Consider the following 20,607-nt stretch of genomic DNA (forward strand, 5'->3'; position numbering starts at 1 on the left):
TCGTCTTGCTGCATCTCTAAAGTATCACTGTTGGGCGAAGTGAACCGAAGGGCTGTTACTTTGACAAGAAGCTGTAATTTTTCAGTTGAAACGCTGCAAACTTGGGGGTTATGGGAGGTGCTGTGGATGTAGGGTAAGATTAAGGGACTGGACAAGGAAGGAATATGGCGGAGAACGTACAGGTGATCAAAGAGCAACGTCCGTTGCCAGCGCGCTATGAGAAGTTGCAGACGATCTGGGGAGAAGAGGCATTGCGGCGGATCATGGATTCGCACGTGATGGTGCTTGGCGTGGGCGGCGTAGGGTCGAACTGCACCGAAGCGCTCGCACGCGGCGGCGTGGGCAGGATCACCATCCTCGACCGCGATGTGGTGGCAGAGAGCAATATCAATCGTCAGTCCATCGCGTTCTATTCAACACTTGGCCAGCGCAAGGTTGACGTGATGGAGGGCATGATCAAGGATATCAACCCCGAAGCGCAGGTGACCAAATTCTTCCAATTCCTGCGCCAGGAAGAGATGGAAGCATTCCTCGATGAATACGCGCGCGATGTGGACTACGTGGTGGACGCCATCGATACCATCTCGGCCAAGTTGAAGCTGGCAGAGTTGGCCCCGAAATACTCATTCAAGCTGATCAGTAGCATGGGCGGCGCAAACAAAGTGCAGCCCGAATGCTTCAAGATCGCTGATCTTTACGACACGGTGAACTGTCCGCTGTGCCGCATCATGCGCAAAGAGGGACGCAAGCGAGGCATCACCGAGCTGAAAGTGCTGTATTCGTGCGAACAGCCCATCGACACGGACATGGGCGTGGATTGGGAACGCAGTGAGCGCAAGGACCTGGGCACTGCATCGTTCGTGCCACCGATCTTCGGACAGATGATCGCGGGCGAAGTACTGCGCGACCTGGCAGGATTCAACGACCGAATGGATGACGCGTCATGAGCGACCATGGTGCAGAAGCAACAGCGCACAACTTGAACGGCCTGCTCGATACGAGCGCATTGTTCGATGCGCACGCGCATCTTTCATTCGCACCCGAACCGATGCGATTCGGAGCGTGGGCAACGCATCAGTTCGCGGGCGCATTCTCCACCACCGTAACGCCTGCAGATTTCACGCGCGCACGAAAAGTATTCGCCGATCTAGATTCCGTGAAGGTTGGCATCGGCGCACATCCGTGGTGGATATCGCTTGGAGAGCTTTCGCCCCTTGACCTGGAATCGGCCGCGATCGAATTTGCGCAGGCGCCCTATATTGGTGAGGTTGGGCTCGACTTCGGCAAGAAAGGCATGTGGACGTGCGCTTTCGATAGTGACGAAGCTGCCGAGGCGGCACAGGTTTCGGCCTTGCGCACCATCTTTGCGGCTTGTCAGGGCGAACCCGAACATACTGCGAACACGCAAGCGCATGCGGGGCGTGTCTTTTCGTTCCATGCGGTACGAAGCGCGGACGTGATCATGGATCTGCTCGAGGAATTCGGCCTGTTATCGGGCAATACCATCATCTTCCATTGGTTCTCTGATTCAGGCGATCGACTGCAACGCGCACGAGAGCTTGGCTGCTACTTCTCGGTCAATTCTTTGATGCTAAATTCGCGCCGGGGACGTGAGTATGCCAAGGCCATTCCGCTCGATCGCTTGCTTGTCGAAACAGATCTGCCTGATGAAACGGCTGATAATGCAGGTGATCCGGACCGGTTCGAGAACGCTCGCGCAGACTACGAGCGCGCACTTGTTTCAGCTTATGAACTGATCGCTGAGATCCGCGGACCCGAAGTGCTCCCCGCTATCGCAGGCAACGTAGCGCATATCTTTGGTATTGGTGAATGATCGTCGCTGATCGTTGGTCTCTGATCGTTGATCGAACGCTCGTTGTGAGTGTTTGGCTTATGAAGGCCCAGGTACCGCTCAGTCGCCAAAGAGCCCCTCTAACGCTCCCCTATTCGCGTACGTAATTCGCGCAGATAATCCACTGGATCTTCGCAGGTCATCATGCTGCTCATCAGGCATGCGCCCGCTGCACCAGCCTCTTTGGTCTGAGCAATGGTATCAAGGCCAACCCCACCAATGGCATAGATGGGAATGTGCGTTTCACGGCAAACCTCAGCGAGGAAATCGATCCCCCGTGGCGCAAGACCAGGCTTGCAATCGGTTGCGAAGATGTGGCCCGCTATAGCGAACTGGACCTTGAGCTTTTGCGCTTCCCGCACTTCTTCAAGGCTATGGACCGACACGCCTACGGTAGGAAATTCGTGGATGAACGAAGGGTGCGCGATCAATTCCTCGTAGGTGAGCTGCACCGCAGTGATCCCTCGCACCTCTGCGATATCGACGAAGGTATTCACCGTGATGAACCTGCGGAATTCTGGATCAACAGCATCAAGGATATCGTCGATGAGCTGAGCGTATTCATGTTCAGACAAGTCCTTCTCTCGCACGATGACACGATCGATGCCAGCCTCGCACAACCGCGCAACACGCACGGGTAGCGGCTCGGCACACAGCGCGCGATTGGTCACCGCAACGATCTGGAATGGTTCGCTCATGCTCTTTCCCTTCGATGGACTTTGGACGAATTGAACGAATTGGGACGAATGGAGGATAGCGGCAAACTATCCTGGGATGCTTTTGCCTCCGTCCCCAATTCGTTCCCTGTTAGACGTAGACGTAATCGTTCATCACAGGTTGAAGGCCGCGGGCACGGATGGCAGCGACCACTTCATCAACGCTGCGCGGGTCGGCTATCTCGAACTGGTCATCGCCCTGTTCTTCTCCTTCATGACCGCCAATGCCCGTTGACACCCCAGCCGATATCTTAGTGGCCGCAATATCGATGACGTTGTTGCGAAAACCTTCGCGTTCGCGCGTGGAGATGGTCATGCCCGCAAAGGGCAGGAAGATGCGATATGCGCACATGACCTGCAACAATTGACGCTCGTGCACGTCGTGTGGATTGATCTGGTCGTTATTCGCGATCGGGCGCAAGCGCGGACAGGAGAACGATATCTCGGCATGCGGATACTTCTTCTGCAGAAGATAGGCATGCATACCTGTTGCGAATGCATCGCGGCGAAAATCGGCTAGGCCAAGCAGCGCCGCGAATGCCACACCACGCATCCCACCGCGCAAAGCGCGTTCCTGGGATTCAAGCCGGTATGGGAACACGCGCTTATGTCCCGCGAGATGCAGCTCTTCATAACGATCAGGATCGTAAGTCTCCTGGAATACGGTCACGTAATCGGCGCCGCATTCGCGCAAGTAGGCGTATTCGTCGGTATTCATCGGATACACCTCAAGCCCTACGTTCTTGAAATAGCGCGCTGCGATCTTGCATGCTTCACCCAGGTATTCGACCGTGCTCTTGTTGCGGCTTTCGCCCGTAAGGATGAGTATCTCCTCGAGCCCCGTTTCAGCGATGGCCGCCATCTCAGCCTCGATCTGGTCAGTATCGAGCTGCGCTCGACGGATCTTGTTGTGGCAGTTGAACCCGCAGTAGATGCAGTAATTCTCGCAGTAATTCGCCAGATAGATGGGCGTGAAAAGATAGACGTTGTCGCCGAAGAAGCGGCGCTTTTCCACGCGAGCACGCTGAGCCATCTCTTCAAGGAACGGTTCGGCTGCAGGCGAAAGCAGCGCAGCGAAATCACGCGGCGTGACGGGATCTGCGGCAAGAGCGCGCTTCACCTCCGCTTCCGTGAACGTTGCAGGATCGTAGCTGCGAAACGCCTCTTCGACCTGAAGACGAATGGTGGGGTCGATCTGCTCCATGTCGTCAAGGTAGGTCAAGTGGTCGATCTTGTTCTCCACCTCGAAAACCGTGATGCCCTCCATGGGCTGATGCTGGGCAACTTTCTTCATCATGTCTCCCCTAGTCCGCCAAGAAGCCTGTGAGCGGAGATGATGCCACGGCACCCTTTTCGATCACGCGACCGAGTCCAGCAAGGTACGCCTCACGGCCTGCTTCGATGGCCAACTTGAAAGCGTGCGCCATGGCCGCCACATCGCCTGCAGTAGCAATAGCAGTGTTCGCCATGACCGCCGCCGCACCCATCTCCATGGCTTCAGCAGCTTGCGAAGGCCGGCCGATGCCCGCATCCACGATGATGGGCAGGTCGATCTCGTCGATGAGGATCTGGATGAAATCGCGCGTGGCCAGGCCCTTGTTCGACCCGATGGGCGCGCCAAGCGGCATGACCGCTGCAGCGCCAGCCTCTACCAGGTCACGCGCCACATTCAGGTCGGGATACATGTAAGGCAGCACGACGAAGCCTTCATTTGCGAGCGTTTCGGTGGCCTTGATGGTCTCGTAGTTGTCGGGCAGCAGATACTTAGAATCGCGCATGATCTCGATCTTCACGAAGTCACCGCAACCCAGCTCGCGCGCCAGACGAGCAATGCGCACGGCCTCTTCAGCATTGCGCGCACCCGAAGTGTTCGGTAGCAGCGTAACGCCTTCAGGAATGTGCTCGAGAATGGAGTCCGTTTCGGAATTCGCGCGACGCAAGGCCAACGTGATGATCTGCGCGCCAGCGTGCTCGATGGCGGCTTGCACCAGGTCAAGCGAATACTTTCCCGATCCTAAGATGAAGCGGGAGCTAAATTCATGTCCTCCGAGGATCAGCGGATCATTGTTCGACATAAGGGTCCTTTCTGGTTCGCGCTTCAGGCGCGGAAGTGGTTATATGGTGGCTGCTCTTGTTCAAGCTTCGCGCTGTGCCCCAGGGGGCGCGCATGCCTAGGGTTCATCCATCCCGAGGATAAGACGCAGCACCATATTCGCCTCATGAGCTGCGCACACGCCCACACGCGGGCTAACGAGCGAGCCTACTTCGGCCACGTCCGCGGTGCCATCGCCACACACATAGAGGCGCCCAAGCGGATGCGTGGTAGTGATGGAGTTCGCCGAATCGATGCCCGCCATGCCCGAGCCACTGACCACGACTGTTTCGGGAAGTTGCATCAGCAGCGTTTCGATGAGCATCGCCTTTTGGTCGGGCTGGTCAAAAGCCTCGCACACGATCTGGCAGTCTCGAAAGATCTCGGGCGCGTTCTCGGGCGATATCTTCACTGGATGGAGTTCCAGCTCAACGTAAGGATCGATCGCACGGATCTGTTGGGCGATAGCCTCGGTCTTGGGCATTCCCAGATGCGCGATGGCATACTGCTGACGATGCAGGTTCGACAGATCGACCGCATCAAGATCGGCCAGCACCAGCTTCCCCACACCGAGTCGCGCCAGATGAAGAGCCACGGCCGATCCAAGACCGCCAAGGCCCGCGATACCAACGCATGCCTGTTCGATGAGCTGCTGATACGTTTCCGTATGGCGCTCGGCTAAGGCAGCGTGGAATTCTTCGCGCGAGGGAGTATACGGAATTGGTTGCGCGTTCTCAGCCAAAGACACTAGCCACCTCCTACGAAATGAACGATCTCTACCTTGTCGTCATCGTGAAGCAGGGTACTGTCGAAGGCTGCGCGAGGCACGATAGCGCCGTTAAGCTCGACCGCCACGCGTTGTGCGGCAAGATCGAGCGAGCGCACCAGGTCCGTGACGGTCATGCCATCCTCGAATTCATGTGCTTGCCCATTCACCGTTATCATAAGCGTCTCCTTCCCCTGCTGCGTTCAGGCGATCCGCGCGGTCATGACCTGTCCCCATTCCGTCCCGGACACTTTGGGGACGGGTCCTTTTTTGTCCCGGACAGTTTGGGACCTGTCCCCCAAGTGTCCAACGTTTCCGCCAATAAAAAAGCACCACGAAGAAACCCCACCGAAGGTGGTGAGCCCCTTCATGATGCCTCAGCGTCAATCTATCCTGAGGATACCACGGAGACCCAGCGGTGCGCAACAGAATACCCGCAGTTAGACAAGACAGACTTGGGCTCTGAGGCTATGAAAAAGCCCGAGCACCTTGCCCGGGCTTTCGTTCGTTGCGAACAGACGGAACTGCTTTTTCAGCTCTTATTCAGCGGGCTTTTGCTGGTCGCCCGTCACTTCGTCGACCGCTTCGGTTGCGATGACCTCAGTGATGACATCGGTCTTGGTAGCACGAGCGCCATTCACAGCCTGGTCAACTTCCATTTCAGCAATAGCATCTCCCAATGCGTCAGCCTGTGCATCAGCGGTGATCTCGGCAGCGATAGCTTCGTTGAGTTCCGCATTGAGCTCCGCTTCGACGGCCTGCACGGTCTCTACAGGAACGCTCGATTCAGGAGCTGGCGTTGGGGCAGGGGCTGGAGCGGAAGTAGGGGTTGCGCCAGGTGCGGGTGGTGCAGGAGGAACCGCAACGGATGCAGCAGCGGGCGCAGTAGCAGCGGGTGCTGGCGCAGCAGCTGCAGGAGCTGGAGCGGGTGAGGGTGCGGGCGTGGGTGCCGCCATCGGGGCAGGTGCCGGAGCAGCAACACCAGGCTGCGGGCCCTTCTTGATCTTATTGAGGAATACGGCACTCACAACGAAGAGCGCCACAGAAATGAGGCCACCATAGAACACGCACGTTACTGCAGCGATGATCGAAAGGACGAACAAGGTCTTCAGCTTCGAAGGATCGCGGAACATGCGAAAGGTGAAGATAGCTACGAAAAGCTGGAATGCGCTCGCAATGAGCGCCATGATGCCCAACACGAGTCCAACGGTGGCAGCAGCGCCGGCCGCACTCAGTTCGTTGAGCTCTTCATAATAGTAAGCATAGTAGCTGCTCATCGAGTAATAATCGAGGTAGGCGTTCACGGTGTTGATAGTGCCGACCATGACCACCGCAACGATGATGCTGAACAGGATAGCAAGCGCCGAAACTACGATCTCGGCAATGCTCAGGCCTTTCACGACCTTTTGATTTTGAGTGAGCGTATTCATGGGTCCTCCTAAATATCGTGCTTATAGATTAAAGCACAATCGCGCAGAGTTGGTATTCGTAAACAAGCCGTTTCTTTAGAAGGAATCTCTAGCGCATCAACGGAAACGAAGCGCAAAGACCGAAGCATGGATGCATGGCTGGACTGTCCCTCTTCTGTCCGGGACAGTTTGGGGACGGGTTCATTTTTTGTCCGGGACAGTTTGGGACCTGTCCCCGAAGTGTCCGAAGTGGGTTAGAAGAGGTACTTGGCGCAGAGGGCCTCGCGCTTTTCGGGGGTGATGCCAAGCGCCTGCTCAACATAGGTAGCCAAAGAGCCATACTTGTCTTCGACCGCTTCCATGGCGGCATTCATATAGCGCTCATCGGCGCTCACGAATGCGATCAGCGCCTCATCGCTCTTGCTGGCAATATGGAACTTTTCCAGGTCGTGCGCTGCTCGCTTGAGCTTTTCGCGTGCGAACAGATTCGTGGCCAGATAGTCTTCCATGATGGCTTCAGGCACCACGCCCAACACATAAAGGATGAGCATGCTGGTGATGCCCGTGCGGTCCTTACCTTCCGAGCAGTGCCACAAGATCGCACCATCTTCTTGGTTCAGGAAGATATCGAAGATCTGCTTGAAAGCCTTGATCGCGGGATCGCCCAGCAGCATGAGCGGGTAGGTTTCGCACATCGTCTTGATAGGATCGGCGCGCAGTTTGCTGAATTCTTCCCAGAGCGACTTCAGGTCGTGTTCATGAGTAAGGCCCACCGCACTGCCTGCGAGCACTGGCGCATTCACGAACTTCACATCAGGCATGCGATCGATGGGGTCGGGGCTTGATGAGCGCTCGACTTCAGTACGCAGATCGATGACCGTACGCAGCTTCAATTCGTCCATCAACACTTCGATGTCGTGATCGGTAAGACCAGCCAGTTTGTCGGACCTGATGAGCTTCTTCGCACGCACACGCTGACCCGTTGCGGTGAGCATGCCGCCTTGATCGCGCGTATTCTGCGTGCCTTCAAGTTCGATATGTCCATAATCGGTCATCCCGTCAGCGGGTTTGGTCACGGGCGGTTGGTCGGTCTGAGATCCTGTAGCCATGATGCTCTCCTTCATTCTTGATGGGTCGAGGCGTCCTCGCCCTTTTCGATCACTTCCAAATAACCCTCTTCGTCATAGGGTTTGCGGGGCTCTTCTACCTCAAGCGCTTCAGGCGATGGATCTTCAGCCTGCGCATACAAGGTTTCGACCTCTTGCTCTTCTTCCGAGGTCATCTCTTGCTTGCCGCCGCTTTCACGATAGCGTTTGCGCAGTTCGTCGATGAAATAGTGAAGCTCTTACTCACTGATGGATTCACGAGAAAGACGCTCGACGATAGGCGCGATGCGTGCAGCCAGGTCGGGATCGTCCTTGTTGATGAGCGCACGGGCCTTCGCCAGGGAACGGACCAGATCGGCACGGGTCTTCACGATGCTCGAGATATCAGCAGGTTGCGCATCGCTACGATACGGGGAGCGTTGCGCAGATATCGCTTTCACCAGCCCCACAGGACGCGTGTCGGAAATGCGCGTGGTGACCGAAGCGAGCGCTGGCATGACGAAGACCGTCACCGCGCCAGCACACACCAGCACAGATGCGATCTCGCTGCTCATGGCGCCTGATTGCTGCGCGACCGTGGTGACCGCCACGATGATGGGCAGCGCGGTGGTGCAGTAGATCGCCACCGTTATGCGCGAGCTCCGACCGAGTTCGTCCTTATGCTTGCCTGTTGAAAGCGCGATGAAGATAGGGAGCGCGCGGATGAGCAGCAGCAAGATGATGAAGAATACGAGCAGGTCAGGGCGCTGACCCACCGCAGTGAGGTCGATATTCGCACCCGAAACGATGAAGAAGAGCGGGATGAAGAACCCGAAGGCCAGGCCATCGAGCTTCTTCTCGAGACCCTTGCTGCCCTGGGGGATGATGTAGCGCAGGATGAATCCTGCTGCAAAGGATCCGAGCACGATATCAAGATTGAACACCGCAGAGAGCGCTGTAAGACCGACCATCAGCAAGACCACTCCACGGACCACGGTCTGTTGAGTGGTGTCGGCGCCTTCATGGATCGCAGCCTCTATCTTGCTCCAGTTCTTCAGACGCGAAGAAAGCAGTGCCATGGCCACCGCGATGACCGCGAACACCACCAAGATGATAACGCTCTCGATAGTAGTGCGCGTAGAGAGCAGCAGCGCCATAGCAATGACCGGACACAGCTCGCCCCAGGTGCCGTAAGAGAGGATGGCGTTGCCGATGGGCGTATCGAGCAGATTGCGCTCGCGCAGGATGGGAAGCAACGTACCCAGCGCTGTGGTGGTGAGCGCGATGACCACCGCGATGCCATCGATACCATCGAGCGAGAATGCGGGCCACAACCAGACCACCACTACTGCAATGGCGAAGGTGACGATCCACGTGGCAAGACCACGCTTCCCTTGGTAGTTCGTAAGATTCTTGGGATTGATCTCATAGCCGGCTAATAAGAAGAGGAAGGCCAGGCCCAGATCAGAAAGCAGGCTGATGGGTTCGCTCACATGGATGACGTTCAACAGATGCGGACCACAGATCGCACCAGCGAACAGGAGGAATACCGTTTCAGGAACAAGACGATGCGGGATGGCGCGGGCCAACAATGGCGTAATGCTAGCAACCAGTGCGATGACCGCAAGTGACACCAATGCGTCTTCCATCTTGTTCCCCTCCTTTCCGAATTCGATCCCTGGAGTTGCTGGGGTGCTGCGGATGCAGGGTAAGGGTGCATAATTTACCCGCTACCCTGCTCACCCCTTCGGGGTTCGTGCGGTCGCTCTCCAGTTCTGTTTACACGAACCAGCTTCGCTGGTTCTGTCTTTTCAAGTTTGCTATGCGAAGTAAATTCTGCACCCTTACCCTGCATCCGCAGCACCGTGTGCCTTTTCATATTCCGCATTCCATTGTGGCGCAATCTGGGCGTCGACAAGGAATCCACGGGGTTTCGTAACCTAACTGATGCCTAGTTGTGGGCAGGCGTTGGTTTACCCAAGACGCGCGCAGTGGCACGATGGGAATAGTAGATTCGATCAGAGTGAAAAGAAGTGGATCATGTCGTGGCTTTCCACCATCGATAAGAAGCAGCTCGGGCTTCACCTTGTGTTCATTGGCGTGGTGGGCGTGATATCAGCGTTCACGTCCATCGTGTTGTGCTTGTGCGTCGATACGGCGTATCACATCAGTCAGGCGTTCGCATGGACAGTGCTGTTGTTGCCGCTGATGGGGGTTATCTCGCTCATCTTTTATCGCGCGATGAAGCTGCCCTACGACTATTCCACTGACGACATGGTGCTTCAAATGCGTGAGAACAAACCAGTCTCCCCCACCCTTGCCCCTGGCATCCTGGTGGGCACCTGCTTGACCATGCTGGCAGGCGGTGCAGTGGGCAAGGAATCGAGCGCGTTTCAAATGGGCGCATCGATAGGCGAGATGCTCGGGCGCGGCTTCAAGCTGAAGAACATCTTCAAGAACAAGGCTGATCGCAACGTATATGGATACGCTGCGCTGATGGGCATGGCTGCTACGTTCAGTGCGCTGTTCTTCGCACCGCTCGGGGCTACCTTCCTCGTGTTCGAGCTGACACGCTTCAAGACGTTCAGCCCTGCACGTTTCATCGCTATCCTGGTGGCGGCGGTGATATCGGCCTCGATCGCCAGCATCTTCGGCATCGGCGATATCATCCCGAAGGTAGCGGTGCCGGGTCTTTCGCCCGACCTGCTGCTTCAGGTCGTGCTGGTCGGCACCCTGGGTGGCGTGCTCGGTCACTTCTTCGGCGGCAGCATCCGCATCGTACGAGAGTGGCAGCGCAAGACCTTCCGCCATCCGTTCGTTTCCGTGGTGGTGGTTGGCGTGGTGATCGCGGCTATCGTGATGATCTTCAGCCTGCAGACCTTCGAAGGCAGCGGCATGAATCTGCTCACCCAGGCTCTTGGCGGCAGCATTGGCACGTGGGACTTCGCCATCAAGGCGCTCCTCGTGTTCCTGGCGCTGGCATCAGGCTTCAAAGGCGGCGAGATCATGCCAACGCTCGTCATCGGCGGCTTGCTCGGTTGTTCACTCGGACAGCTGATCGGGCTTGACCCAGCGTTCGCGGGCGCCATCGGCGTGATGACCTTCTTCGCGGGCATGAGCCGCTGCCCCATCGCAGCATTCTTCCTCGGATTCGAGATCTTCGGTGTTGAGGCCATCCCGTTCTTCCTGGTGGCCATCGTTTTCGCATACTTCGGCAGTCGAGGCATGGGCTACTATGGCCACGGCATCTTGGGCGAAGAGCGCAACGCGCGCCAGGAGCGTAAGACCCTGCACACGTTCTTCAAGAAGAACCCAGATGCAGTTGCAGCGTTCAAGGCGCTCGAGGAGCAGTCGAACGAACGCGCCCATCGGGCAGAAGTTCTGGCGCGCAAGGAAGCGCAGAGCGCCGTGCTGCCGCAGATGCCTAAAGAGACGCTGAAGCACCTCGAGCAAGAACGCGAGCAGCACCAAGAGGCTGCGCAGGCAAAGAGCGCGCCAAGCGGGTCGTCAACGAACTCGACGGATCAGTCTTCTTGATCAACCTGGGAATCTTCTGGGGCGCTGCGGCTGCAAGGTAATCGTGCACTTTCTGGCGATTCGCTGTTGGATTCTCGCTACTATATACTGGTTGATGATCCGTCTTTAGTATTACGCGAACGAAAGGATTCCCATGACCACGCTCTTCGTGAACGCTTGTGCGCGTGAGGATTCGCGCACGATGGCTCTGTGCCAGGAATATCTGACAGGCAAGGCCGATGTAGAGACCGTGAATCTGTTCGAACTAGGCATCGAGCCCTTCGATTGGGCGAAAGTGGAAGAGCGCGAGCGCCTGAAGGCCGAAGGCGCTCTCGGGGATTCGATGTTCGACCTGGCCAAGCAATTCGCAGCAGCGGACGAGATCGTAGTGGGCGCGCCGTATTGGGACTTGTCGTTCCCATCCATCTTGAAGGTGTACGTTGAGCACATCACCGTGAATGACATCGTGTTCCACTACACCGAAGAAGGCAGACCAGAGGGATTGTGCAAGGCGCAGCGCTTGGTGTACGTCACCACCTCGGGCGGTCCGTGCTCGCTGGCGAACTATGGCTATGAATACTTCCAGGGTCTTGCGCGCATGTTCGGGATCGACGAGACTTGCTTCGTTTCTGCAGAGATGCTCGATATAGTGGGTGCGAACGTTGACCAGATCATGGATGATGCCCGCAAGCAGATCCAAGCTCTGAAATGATCCACTATCAAGAGGACAGGTCCCAAAGTGTCCCGGACGCTTTGGGACCTGTCCTCTTTTTGTCCGAGATAGGCCAATTGGTTTGAGCGGATCGGTGTTCGTCTTCGTATTCGAAGCGACTTGCTAGATGCGACTTGCTTGATCGGGGTTCATGGTCATGGTTTGGAAGCGATTCTGCATGTACTCATTGTCGTAATGCTTGGCCATGAATTCCTCGAGTGCGCTATCGGGAGCATGACCCGATTCGCGCAGATACCAACAATCGATGGTCTGGACGGTCATGATCACATCAACGACCATGAACACCATGGCGATGGTAGTGAGCGTGTAGCGCAGCTTCCATGGGATCTTATTGATGGCCCACAGCAACATGGGTAGCAACAATTTCACCCACGCAAGACCGAGCAAGCCCCAGAAGCACATGAACATGACATTGGTCCGTCCATCGATGTTGCCGAACGTACCGCTATAATCCCAGGCCACGATACCGAACGCATATTGCATGATCCAGCTGACGAAGAACTCGAAGCAGCCGCCGATCACCGCTGATACCAGGAAGATGACCGGGATGGGCTTGTCGTGGAAGCGGTTCAGCGCGATGGTCATCATCAGGCCACCGAAACCGTAGATGGGTGAGAACGGACCATAGAGCAGGCCTGCGCGATCTTGGTATTCATGGAAGATGATCAGATGGAAGATGGTCTCCACCACCAGCCCCAAGAAGCAGCACACCACGAAGATCCAGAACAAGTTGAAGAAGTTCAGCGTGATATAGCCCTTCAAGGGCTTGCGATCGTCGATCTTCTTCTCGTAAGCGCGGCGTTCCTCGGGCGGCATGGAATGCGCTCGTTTGGTGAGCAGGCGCTCTTGAGCCAATTCGGGGTCCATATAGACGGTGACCACACCTAAGAACACCAGTTCCGCAAGGTAGACGACGTGCAGCCAGCTTAGACCGTAGAGCAGCATCATGGCCAAGAACGACACGCATACTAATGCGATATTGCCGATGGCAAGCTCTTCGCCGTACTTGCTGATATTCTTGCAGAACCGCACGCCCATCACGCAGAACAACGCGATAGCACCCACCGCCATGAACGAGATGGCCAGTGCCACACCTGCGTTCATCGCCGTAAGATTCTGCTCAAGGGTGTTCACCACATCCACACCCAAGGCGATGAGCAAACAGGCCGAAGCCGCTGCGCACACGAAGCACAAGATGCCATACGTGCGCAGGACCTTCTTGGAAAAATCCTGATAAGGGAAATCGCTCTGATCGGTGGGAGGCTGGATCTTGCCCCAGATATCTTTGAACCTCATGGATAGGCCTACCGTTCTTGCCGAAGAAACAATAGGCTCACTTTAGCACAGTCTTCCTGCAGAAATGGGCGCACGAGACCTCAATTCGCTCTTGACTCCAAACATTTGTTCGCATAGCATGATAGGAGCTAATAGAACGGATGTACGTATGGATATCGCCGAAAAACTCGAACTGCTTGCCGATGCTGCCAAATATGATGTAGCCTGCACCTCTTCAGGTGTTGATCGCAGCGCGCAGAAGGGCAAGCTCGGCAATACCTCTGCGGCGGGCATCTGTCACAGCTTCACGGCTGATGGGCGCTGCGTCACACTGCTGAAGGTGTTGATGAGCAACGCATGCATCTATAACTGCGCTTACTGCGTGAATCGCATCAGCAACGAAGGCAAGCGTACCACCTTCAAGCCACGCGAACTGGCTGATCTCACCATCAGCTTCTACCGCCGCAACTATATCGAAGGGCTGTTCCTCAGTTCTGGCGTGGTGAAAAGTCCTGATTTCACCACCGAGCTCATGATCGAGGCGCTCAGCATCCTGCGCGAAGAATACGGATTCCGCGGCTACATCCACGCGAAGGCGATACCCGGCACATCGCCTGAGCTGCTGGAGCGTCTCGGCTCGCTCGCTGATCGTATGAGCGTGAACCTGGAACTGCCTTCACAAAAGAGCCTGAACCTGCTCGCCCCCGACAAGAGCAAGCATGACATCTTGAGCCCTATGGCATTCATCAAGCAGGGTATCGAAGAAGCGCGCGACACACGTCGACTCATGCAGAAGAGCAAGCGTGCCAGTACTACCTATTTGAGCACACGCAACACCGCGATGGCCAAGCCCGCGCGCGAAGTTCGTCAATTCGCGCCAGCAGGGCAATCCACGCAGATGATCATCGGAGCCACGCCAGAGAGCGACTATCAGATCCTGAACCTTTCTTCGGCTCTCTATCAGACCTTCGCGATGAAGCGTGTGTTCTTCAGTGCCTATCTGCCTGTGAACCAGGACAAACGCCTACCATCGAACAACGCAGTGGCGCTCGACCGAGAACATCGCCTCTATCAGGCCGACTGGCTCATGCGCTTCTATGGCTTCGATGTGAATGAGGTGATCGATGAATCCAACCCGTTCTTGGACCTGGATGTCGATCCGAAGGCGAATTGGGCACTGAATCACTTGGACTTCTTCCCTGTTGAGGTGAACAAAGCCCCCTACGCTAGCTTGCTGCGCGTACCTGGGATCGGTGTGCGCGGAGCTAAGCTCATCATCCGCGCGCGTAAGACCCACGTACTGCGCGAACAAGAGCTGCGAAAACTCGGCATCGCTTACAAGCGTGCGCAGTTCTTCATCACCTGCCAAGGAAAATATCAAGGAGGTGCGGTCGCCTTCGAACGAGAGGCGCTGCGCTCCCGGCTGGCCGCCCCTATCCAAGGCGGACGACATGGTTCACGCTCAGCTAAGATCACGCCAGGCCAGATGAGCCTGTTCGATCAGCCTCAAGCAGGCGCCCTGTGGGGTGGATCACCTGTTGGCGCTCTTGGCTCAGGGCCTGCGGCGCTCAAGGCGGGTGCAGCATGACCTACAAGCAAACACCCGACAACATCGCCTATCTTTACGATGGCTCGGTCGAAGGGCTGTTCACTGCCGTATTCCTCACCTATGCCTACAAGGAAGACCCCATCGACATCTGCCCAAAAGCAGCGCATCAGCCGCGCCTTGGCCAGGCTGTGCGCACCATCGAGACCGACTTCGCGCTTGCCACGCGCGTGCAGCGCGGTATATGTCGAGTGGCAGGATACGAAGTATTCGATATCGTGAAGGTCGCTGCACTTTCAGACGAGCCCCATACCGGCATGGCGGTCTATCACTTCATCCGCTATTGCATGGACGCGCGCAACGCCTACGGGTTCTCACACAACAGACGCGGCGAAGACGCGCTCGCTCCCAAGATCTACGGGGCTGGCTGCGGACCAGCAGACATCAACACCTCTGCCGTGCGCGCCGTGCTCCATCCTGATGTAGAGCCCGTATTGAAGCTCGAACGCGCGGTGCAGAACGAACGACACCATATGCTCGAATTCCTGCGCTTCGAAGAATTGGTCGGCGGTCTTTGGTGTGCGAAATGCAATCCGAAGGCATCGGTAGTGCCTTTGGTCATGGATTGGTTCGCAGCACGGTTCAACACGCAGCCCTTCATCATCTATGATGAGAATCATCACGTAGCTGGGGTCTATGAAGGTGCTGATTGGCACCTGGTTTGCACCGATCAGTTCACACCTCCGCCTCGCACTCAAAATGAAGAGAAGATGCAAGAAGCCTGGAAGCGCTTCTACGATACGCTTGCCATCGACGCTCGCTACAATCCTGAATTACGCCGCCACTTCATGCCCAAGCGTCTATGGAAGAACATCACCGAGGTGCGGGATATGGCACCCGCCGAGCGATGATATTCGCTTTATTTAACCAAAGCGACACAAGGTTGTCGTATCATTTCGAAATCGAGTTTGAACGGGCTTCGCGCTCGTTTTGTATTTGAGCCAGATTTGATGAGGAGTGATCATGGCACGCGTTTACAACTTTTCCGCTGGTCCGGCAGTGCTGCCCGAAGCGGTCTTGAAAGAAGCAGCTGACGAAATGCTCGATTATCAGGGTACGGGCATGTCCGTGATGGAGATGAGCCATCGCTCGAAGGCGTTCGAGAATATCATCACCTCTGCAGAAGCTGACCTGCGCGACTTGCTCTCCATTCCTGACGATTACGCAGTACTGTTCCTGCAGGGTGGCGCTTCCCAGCAGTTCGCTGCCATCCCGATGAACCTGATGGTGAACGGCAAGGCAGACTACATCGTTTCTGGTTCCTGGTCGAAGAAGGCATTCAAGGAAGCTGAACTGTTCGGCGACGCACGCTGCATTGCCTCGAGCGAAGACGGCAACTTCTCCTATATCCCCGATTGCAAGGATCTGGATATCGATGCAGATGCCGATTATGTCTACATCTGCGAGAACGAGACCATCTATGGCACGAAATATCACGAACTTCCCAACACCAAGGGCAAGACCTTGGTAGCGGACGTTTCTTCTTGCTTCCTTTCCGAGCCAGTCGACATCACCAAATACGGCGTGATGTATGGTGGCGTTCAGAAGAACATCGGCCCTGCTGGCGTGGCTATCGACATCATCCGCAAGGACTTGATCCGCGACGATGTCCTTGAGGGCACCCCCACCATGCTGAAGTGGAAGACCCAGGCAGACAACGATTCGCTCTACAACACGCCACCGGCTTATGGCATCTACATCTGCGGCAAAGTATTCAAATGGCTGAAGAGCCTGGGTGGTCTTGAGGTCATGGGCCAGATGAATCGCGAAAAAGCCGCGATCCTCTATGACTTCCTCGATAGCTCAGATCTGTTCATGGGCACCGCACGTCGCGAAGACCGCTCCATCATGAATGTTCCCTTCATCACGGGCGATCCGAAGCTGGATGAACTGTTCGTGGCTGAGGCCAAGAAGAATGGCATCGAATCCATCAAGGGCCATCGTACGGTTGGCGGCATGCGCGCGAGCATCTATAACGCTATGCCGAAGGCAGGCGTTGAAGCGCTGGTCGAATTCATGAAGAAGTTCGAACTCGAACACAAGTAGCTCACGGTTGCGCAGACGGATTAGCCCTTCTTGTTGCGGCGGTAGATGTCGATGGCGATCCAGAGGGACAGGATGATAGCCACCACGAATTCGATGAACGCCAAGATGGGCATGCCAAAGACGTGAGCTTCATCGATGGCGAAGGTGAGCAGCGCTGCCGAAACCAGCAGGCCGGCCACGATCAAACCGATGGTCAGACGATTCAAGATGCGCGATATCTTCACCATGGGCTCAGCTGAACCGAGCATCTCCATGTTCACTTTCAGCTGACCACGCGAGAGCAGCTGCATGGTGTCGCCAGAATATTCAGCCGCACGCAGAGCACCACGGCTAGCGCTGTTCAGGGAAACAACCAGCTCTTTCAGCAATTCGCGCACTTCATCGGAGTCCTCTTTGGAGCGCTTGATGTGCTTGTTGATGATGTCGATGATATTGAACGAACCCACGTATTCGAGCAGTGTGCCTTCCATGGTCACGATACCACGCGAAACCATGGTCACTGATGGTGGCAGCTGCACCTTCGATTGGCGCGTTACATTCATGATATCGTTCAGGAATTGCCCGATGTCGATATCTTCTACTTCCACCGAGCCATAGCGATCGAGGATGATGTCGAGTTCGGAGAGCAAACGCGGCTGATCGACCGCCTCCAAGTCGCGCGAGATGGAAAATGACATGAACGCTTCCATCAAGCGACTGGAGCTGCGCAGCCCTACAGCCTCCACCATGTTTTCGAATCCGGTACGATCCCGCGGATTCAAGTGCCCCATCAACCCCAGGTCAAGATAGACTATCTGCCCATCATCGATGACGATGTTGCCAGGATGTGGGTCGGCATGGAAGAAGCCATCTTCAAGGATCTGCTTCGCGTAATTCTCGAGCATCTTGTCGCCGATCTCGTCAAGCACATAGCCTTGTTCGAGCAGCTTTTCGGTGTTGCGGATCGAAATGCCGTCGACATATTCCATCACCAGCACTTCTTCGCGGCAATATTCCATGTAGGGCTTCGGTGCACGCACGTAGACCACATCGGCATTCAGCTCATTGAATCTCACCAGATTGCGCGCTTCGTTCAGAAAGTCGGTCTCCTCAAGGAAGGTCACCCATAATTCCTCGACCACATCGCGCAGGTCTACCATCTGCGAGTCTTTCATGTAACGCGAAAGACGGCGCGCCAAACTGCGCATCACATCGATATCCTGAGCCATGGTAACGCGCACACCAGGGCGCTGCACCTTGATGGCTACGATCTGACCCGTAGCAAGTCTTGCTTTATGCACTTGCGCGAGCGATGCGCTTCCCAACGGCTTTGGGTCGATCGCATCGAAGATGACCCCAGTATCTGCGCCATAGATAGCCTCTATCGCCTCAAGGACCTCTTGATACGACATCGGCTCGCATTCTTGTTGAAGTTGCGAGAGCGCCTTGCAGTAAGCTTGCGGCAAGATCTCGGAACGCGTGGAGAGGGTCTGACCCACTTTGATGAAGCTGGGGCCCAGGTCCTCGAAGAGATCGCGCAGCTCTTCAGGAGAAAACCCCTGCAAGAAGTTATGCCTGCGCAGGATCTGAACTATCTCATGAACGCGGCGCACGCGCACGCTGCGGCTCAGACCGAATTCGTCGGCTGGGTCGACCTCGGCACGGGTGTTCAGGAAATGTCGTAGCAGCGTGTTATCGGACATGGACTCTCTCCTCTGCGCGTTGCGCACTCACTACCTTCGATTTTACCGTGGCAGGCGTTCAAGACCAAACAAAAGGCGTATGAATCATCGTGACCCATACGCCTTTTGGTGTCTGCCGCATCGAAGCGACACACACGCTCAACCGAATACTTTGTTAGTTATGCAGAGGCATTCGCATCTGATGCATCAGCTGCTGCAGCATCTGCAGATACCTTGTCTGCAAGTTCAGAGACCTTCGATACGAATTCTGCACGCTGCTCGGGGCTCATTGCCTTGAGCTGCGCGGAAAGAGCTTCGTCGCGCACCTGGTTGAAGGTTTCGCTAGCCTTGTGCTGGAGCTCAGTATTGAGCTGCTTTCCCTGCTCGACAGTGATCTCGCCCTTCTCGATGAGGTTATTCACCAATTCGTTGGCCTTTTCGCCACCGTAAGCCAATGCCCCTACGCCTGCCAAAAAGATATCTTTAAAACCATCACGGATGTCTGCCATGATACTTACCGCCCTTCGTTGACCGTTTTCCATTGACCTTAGTGTACTCGCTCGTAGATGCTTCGCTTCCCACAACCGCCGAGGTTAGACAAACCGTAACCCGCACGTCACTTTTGTGCGGAGAAGCGGGTACGGAGAGATCGATCAAGAGGATCCAAAGCCAATTTGGAAATGGCCGGCTTGCGAACAGGAAACGGACGATCCCACGCTCGATCCCCTTTTGTCTCACAATGAGCCAAGGCTCTGCGCCTCTGGTCCGTCTTCGCCCCTTAGGGACAAATTGGGGGCAGCCCCCTTTTTGTCCACTCACCTTCACCCCTTAGCAAAAAATCGCGCCGCCTGGCGCACGGGATGGCGTCAGCGTCTCGAAGTAACAGGGGTTCTTGTACTCTTTATGCATGACTCTTTTCGGCGCCTTAACGCTGGCACCGGGAAGATCGAACGATAAGACTCAACGAGTAGGAGGGAATGGCCATGGGCTTCCTCGAAGGAAAGACAGCGATCATCACGGGCGGCGGACGCGCCGTGCTGAAAGATGGTTCTTGCGGATCGATCGGCTACGGTATCGCAACGGCTTACGCGAAAGAAGGTGCGAACCTGGTCATCACGGGCCGCAACGTGCAGAAGCTCGAGGATGCGAAGGAAGAGCTCGAACGCCTTTACGGCATCAAGGTGCTCCCTATCCAGGCTGATGTCAGCGCTGGCAACGACAACGTAGCAACGGTTCAGCATGTTATCGACGAGACCATGAAGGAATTTGGCCGCATCGACGTGCTGATCAACAACGCACAGGCTTCCGCTTCTGGCGTGCCGCTGAAGGATCACACCACTGACCAGTTCGACCTGGCGATCTATTCTGGCCTCTATGCAGCTTTCTACTATATGCAGGCTTGCTATCCTCACCTGAAGGAAACCAAGGGTACCGTGATCAACTTCGCTTCTGGCGCAGGTTTGTTCGGTAATGTTGGTCAGTGCTCTTACGCAGCAGCTAAGGAAGGCATTCGTGGCCTGACCCGCGTTGCAGCGAACGAATGGGGTGCTGATGGCATCAACGTGAACGTTATCTGCCCGCTGGCTTGGACCGCTCAGCTCGAGAAGTTCCAGGAAGAATATCCTGACGCATTCGAGGCTAACGTGCACATGCCTCCGCTGGGCCACTACGGCAACGTCGAGACCGAGATCGGTCGTCCGTGCGTGCAGCTGGCTTCGCCCGACTTCAAGTTCATGTCCGGCGAGACCATCACACTCGAAGGCGGCATGGGTCTGCGCCCGTAACATCGAATCTGCTGGGCTGCGGCTGCAGCAAGCCTCAGTCGTCCCGGGCTTTCTTGTCTTTGGGGA

General features: G+C 56.0%; 20 protein-coding genes. 8 read left to right on the forward strand and 12 right to left on the reverse strand.

Features of this window, described 5'->3' with window-relative positions:
- Positions 1–164 precede the first annotated feature (164 nt).
- Together NFR25_RS01065 and NFR25_RS01070 are read left to right on the forward strand one after the other, a co-directional pair.
- Positions 165–947 (forward strand): tRNA threonylcarbamoyladenosine dehydratase, encoded by a 783-nt coding sequence (locus NFR25_RS01065; protein WP_251197402.1) that lies wholly within the window; start codon positions 165–167, stop codon positions 945–947.
- On the forward strand, positions 944–1,834 hold the full coding sequence (locus NFR25_RS01070) for a TatD family hydrolase (protein ID WP_251197403.1): 891 nt from the start codon (positions 944–946) through the stop codon (positions 1,832–1,834). Before NFR25_RS01065 ends, NFR25_RS01070 begins: the two co-directional genes overlap by 4 nt.
- Before the next feature lie 98 nt (positions 1,835–1,932).
- On the opposite strand, the gene NFR25_RS01075 is transcribed toward NFR25_RS01070, so the two are convergent.
- From NFR25_RS01075 to NFR25_RS01115, 9 genes are all read right to left on the reverse strand, one after another.
- Positions 1,933–2,550, reverse strand: coding sequence for a thiamine phosphate synthase (locus NFR25_RS01075; protein ID WP_251197404.1), 618 nt, complete (start codon positions 2,548–2,550; stop codon positions 1,933–1,935).
- A gap of 109 nt (positions 2,551–2,659) precedes the next feature.
- The gene (gene thiH / locus NFR25_RS01080) at positions 2,660–3,865 is read right to left on the reverse strand and encodes a 2-iminoacetate synthase ThiH (protein WP_251197405.1); all 1,206 of its coding nucleotides are present in this window, start codon (positions 3,863–3,865) and stop codon (positions 2,660–2,662) included.
- A 7-nt stretch (positions 3,866–3,872) separates the two neighbouring features.
- Complete coding sequence (locus NFR25_RS01085) at positions 3,873–4,643, reverse strand: thiazole synthase (protein WP_251197406.1); 771 nt, start codon at positions 4,641–4,643, stop codon at positions 3,873–3,875.
- 96 nt (positions 4,644–4,739) lie between these two features.
- Complete coding sequence (gene thiF / locus NFR25_RS01090) at positions 4,740–5,408, reverse strand: sulfur carrier protein ThiS adenylyltransferase ThiF (RefSeq protein WP_251197407.1); 669 nt, start codon at positions 5,406–5,408, stop codon at positions 4,740–4,742.
- The gene (gene thiS, locus NFR25_RS01095; RefSeq protein ID WP_251197408.1) at positions 5,408–5,605 is read right to left on the reverse strand and encodes a sulfur carrier protein ThiS; all 198 of its coding nucleotides are present in this window, start codon (positions 5,603–5,605) and stop codon (positions 5,408–5,410) included. The genes thiF and thiS overlap by 1 nt, the downstream gene beginning before the upstream one ends.
- A gap of 360 nt (positions 5,606–5,965) precedes the next feature.
- Positions 5,966–6,856: a hypothetical protein gene (locus NFR25_RS01100; RefSeq protein ID WP_251197409.1), complete on the reverse strand. Its 891-nt coding sequence runs from the start codon at positions 6,854–6,856 to the stop codon at positions 5,966–5,968.
- Between the two features lie 233 nt (positions 6,857–7,089).
- The gene (locus NFR25_RS01105) at positions 7,090–7,944 is read right to left on the reverse strand and encodes a tyrosine-protein phosphatase (RefSeq protein WP_251197410.1); all 855 of its coding nucleotides are present in this window, start codon (positions 7,942–7,944) and stop codon (positions 7,090–7,092) included.
- 11 nt (positions 7,945–7,955) lie between these two features.
- Positions 7,956–8,117: a hypothetical protein gene (locus NFR25_RS01110; protein ID WP_251197411.1), complete on the reverse strand. Its 162-nt coding sequence runs from the start codon at positions 8,115–8,117 to the stop codon at positions 7,956–7,958.
- 63 nt (positions 8,118–8,180) lie between these two features.
- On the reverse strand, positions 8,181–9,569 hold the full coding sequence (locus NFR25_RS01115) for a cation:proton antiporter (protein WP_251197412.1): 1,389 nt from the start codon (positions 9,567–9,569) through the stop codon (positions 8,181–8,183).
- Positions 9,570–9,960: 391 nt separating this feature from the next.
- Here NFR25_RS01115 and NFR25_RS01120 point away from each other — a divergent pair, with 391 nt between their 5' ends.
- Entirely contained in the window at positions 9,961–11,457 is a 1,497-nt protein-coding gene (locus NFR25_RS01120) for a chloride channel protein (protein ID WP_251197413.1), read from the forward strand.
- A gap of 133 nt (positions 11,458–11,590) precedes the next feature.
- Entirely contained in the window at positions 11,591–12,148 is a 558-nt protein-coding gene (locus NFR25_RS01125) for an NAD(P)H-dependent oxidoreductase (protein ID WP_251197414.1), read from the forward strand.
- A gap of 123 nt (positions 12,149–12,271) precedes the next feature.
- On the opposite strand, the gene NFR25_RS01130 is transcribed toward NFR25_RS01125, so the two are convergent.
- Positions 12,272–13,465 carry a putative ABC transporter permease gene (locus NFR25_RS01130; RefSeq protein ID WP_251197415.1) on the reverse strand — a complete coding sequence of 398 codons (1,194 nt, stop codon included), beginning with the start codon at positions 13,463–13,465 and terminating at the stop codon, positions 12,272–12,274.
- Positions 13,466–13,613: 148 nt separating this feature from the next.
- Between NFR25_RS01130 and NFR25_RS01135 the strand changes: the two genes are divergently transcribed.
- The 3 genes from NFR25_RS01135 (at position 13,614) to serC (ending at position 17,096) form a co-directional block, all read left to right on the forward strand.
- On the forward strand, positions 13,614–15,032 hold the full coding sequence (locus NFR25_RS01135; protein WP_251197416.1) for a putative DNA modification/repair radical SAM protein: 1,419 nt from the start codon (positions 13,614–13,616) through the stop codon (positions 15,030–15,032).
- The gene (locus NFR25_RS01140; RefSeq protein ID WP_251197417.1) at positions 15,029–15,901 is read left to right on the forward strand and encodes a TIGR03915 family putative DNA repair protein; all 873 of its coding nucleotides are present in this window, start codon (positions 15,029–15,031) and stop codon (positions 15,899–15,901) included. The genes NFR25_RS01135 and NFR25_RS01140 overlap by 4 nt, the downstream gene beginning before the upstream one ends.
- 112 nt (positions 15,902–16,013) lie before the next feature.
- Entirely contained in the window at positions 16,014–17,096 is a 1,083-nt protein-coding gene (serC, locus tag NFR25_RS01145) for a 3-phosphoserine/phosphohydroxythreonine transaminase (RefSeq protein WP_251197418.1), read from the forward strand.
- Between the two features lie 20 nt (positions 17,097–17,116).
- On the opposite strand, the gene NFR25_RS01150 is transcribed toward serC, so the two are convergent.
- Both NFR25_RS01150 and NFR25_RS01155 read right to left on the reverse strand, forming a co-directional pair.
- Complete coding sequence (locus tag NFR25_RS01150) at positions 17,117–18,778, reverse strand: ABC1 kinase family protein (RefSeq protein WP_251197419.1); 1,662 nt, start codon at positions 18,776–18,778, stop codon at positions 17,117–17,119.
- 158 nt (positions 18,779–18,936) lie between these two features.
- Entirely contained in the window at positions 18,937–19,266 is a 330-nt protein-coding gene (locus tag NFR25_RS01155) for a hypothetical protein (protein WP_251197420.1), read from the reverse strand.
- A 474-nt stretch (positions 19,267–19,740) separates the two neighbouring features.
- On the opposite strand from NFR25_RS01155, the gene NFR25_RS01160 reads away from it, so the two are divergent.
- The gene (locus NFR25_RS01160; RefSeq protein WP_251197421.1) at positions 19,741–20,541 is read left to right on the forward strand and encodes an SDR family NAD(P)-dependent oxidoreductase; all 801 of its coding nucleotides are present in this window, start codon (positions 19,741–19,743) and stop codon (positions 20,539–20,541) included.
- The last annotated feature ends 66 nt before the right edge of the window (positions 20,542–20,607 follow it).

It is taken from the genome of Anaerotardibacter muris (assembly GCF_943192915.1).
Taxonomy (GTDB): domain Bacteria; phylum Actinomycetota; class Coriobacteriia; order Coriobacteriales; family Eggerthellaceae; genus Anaerotardibacter; species Anaerotardibacter muris.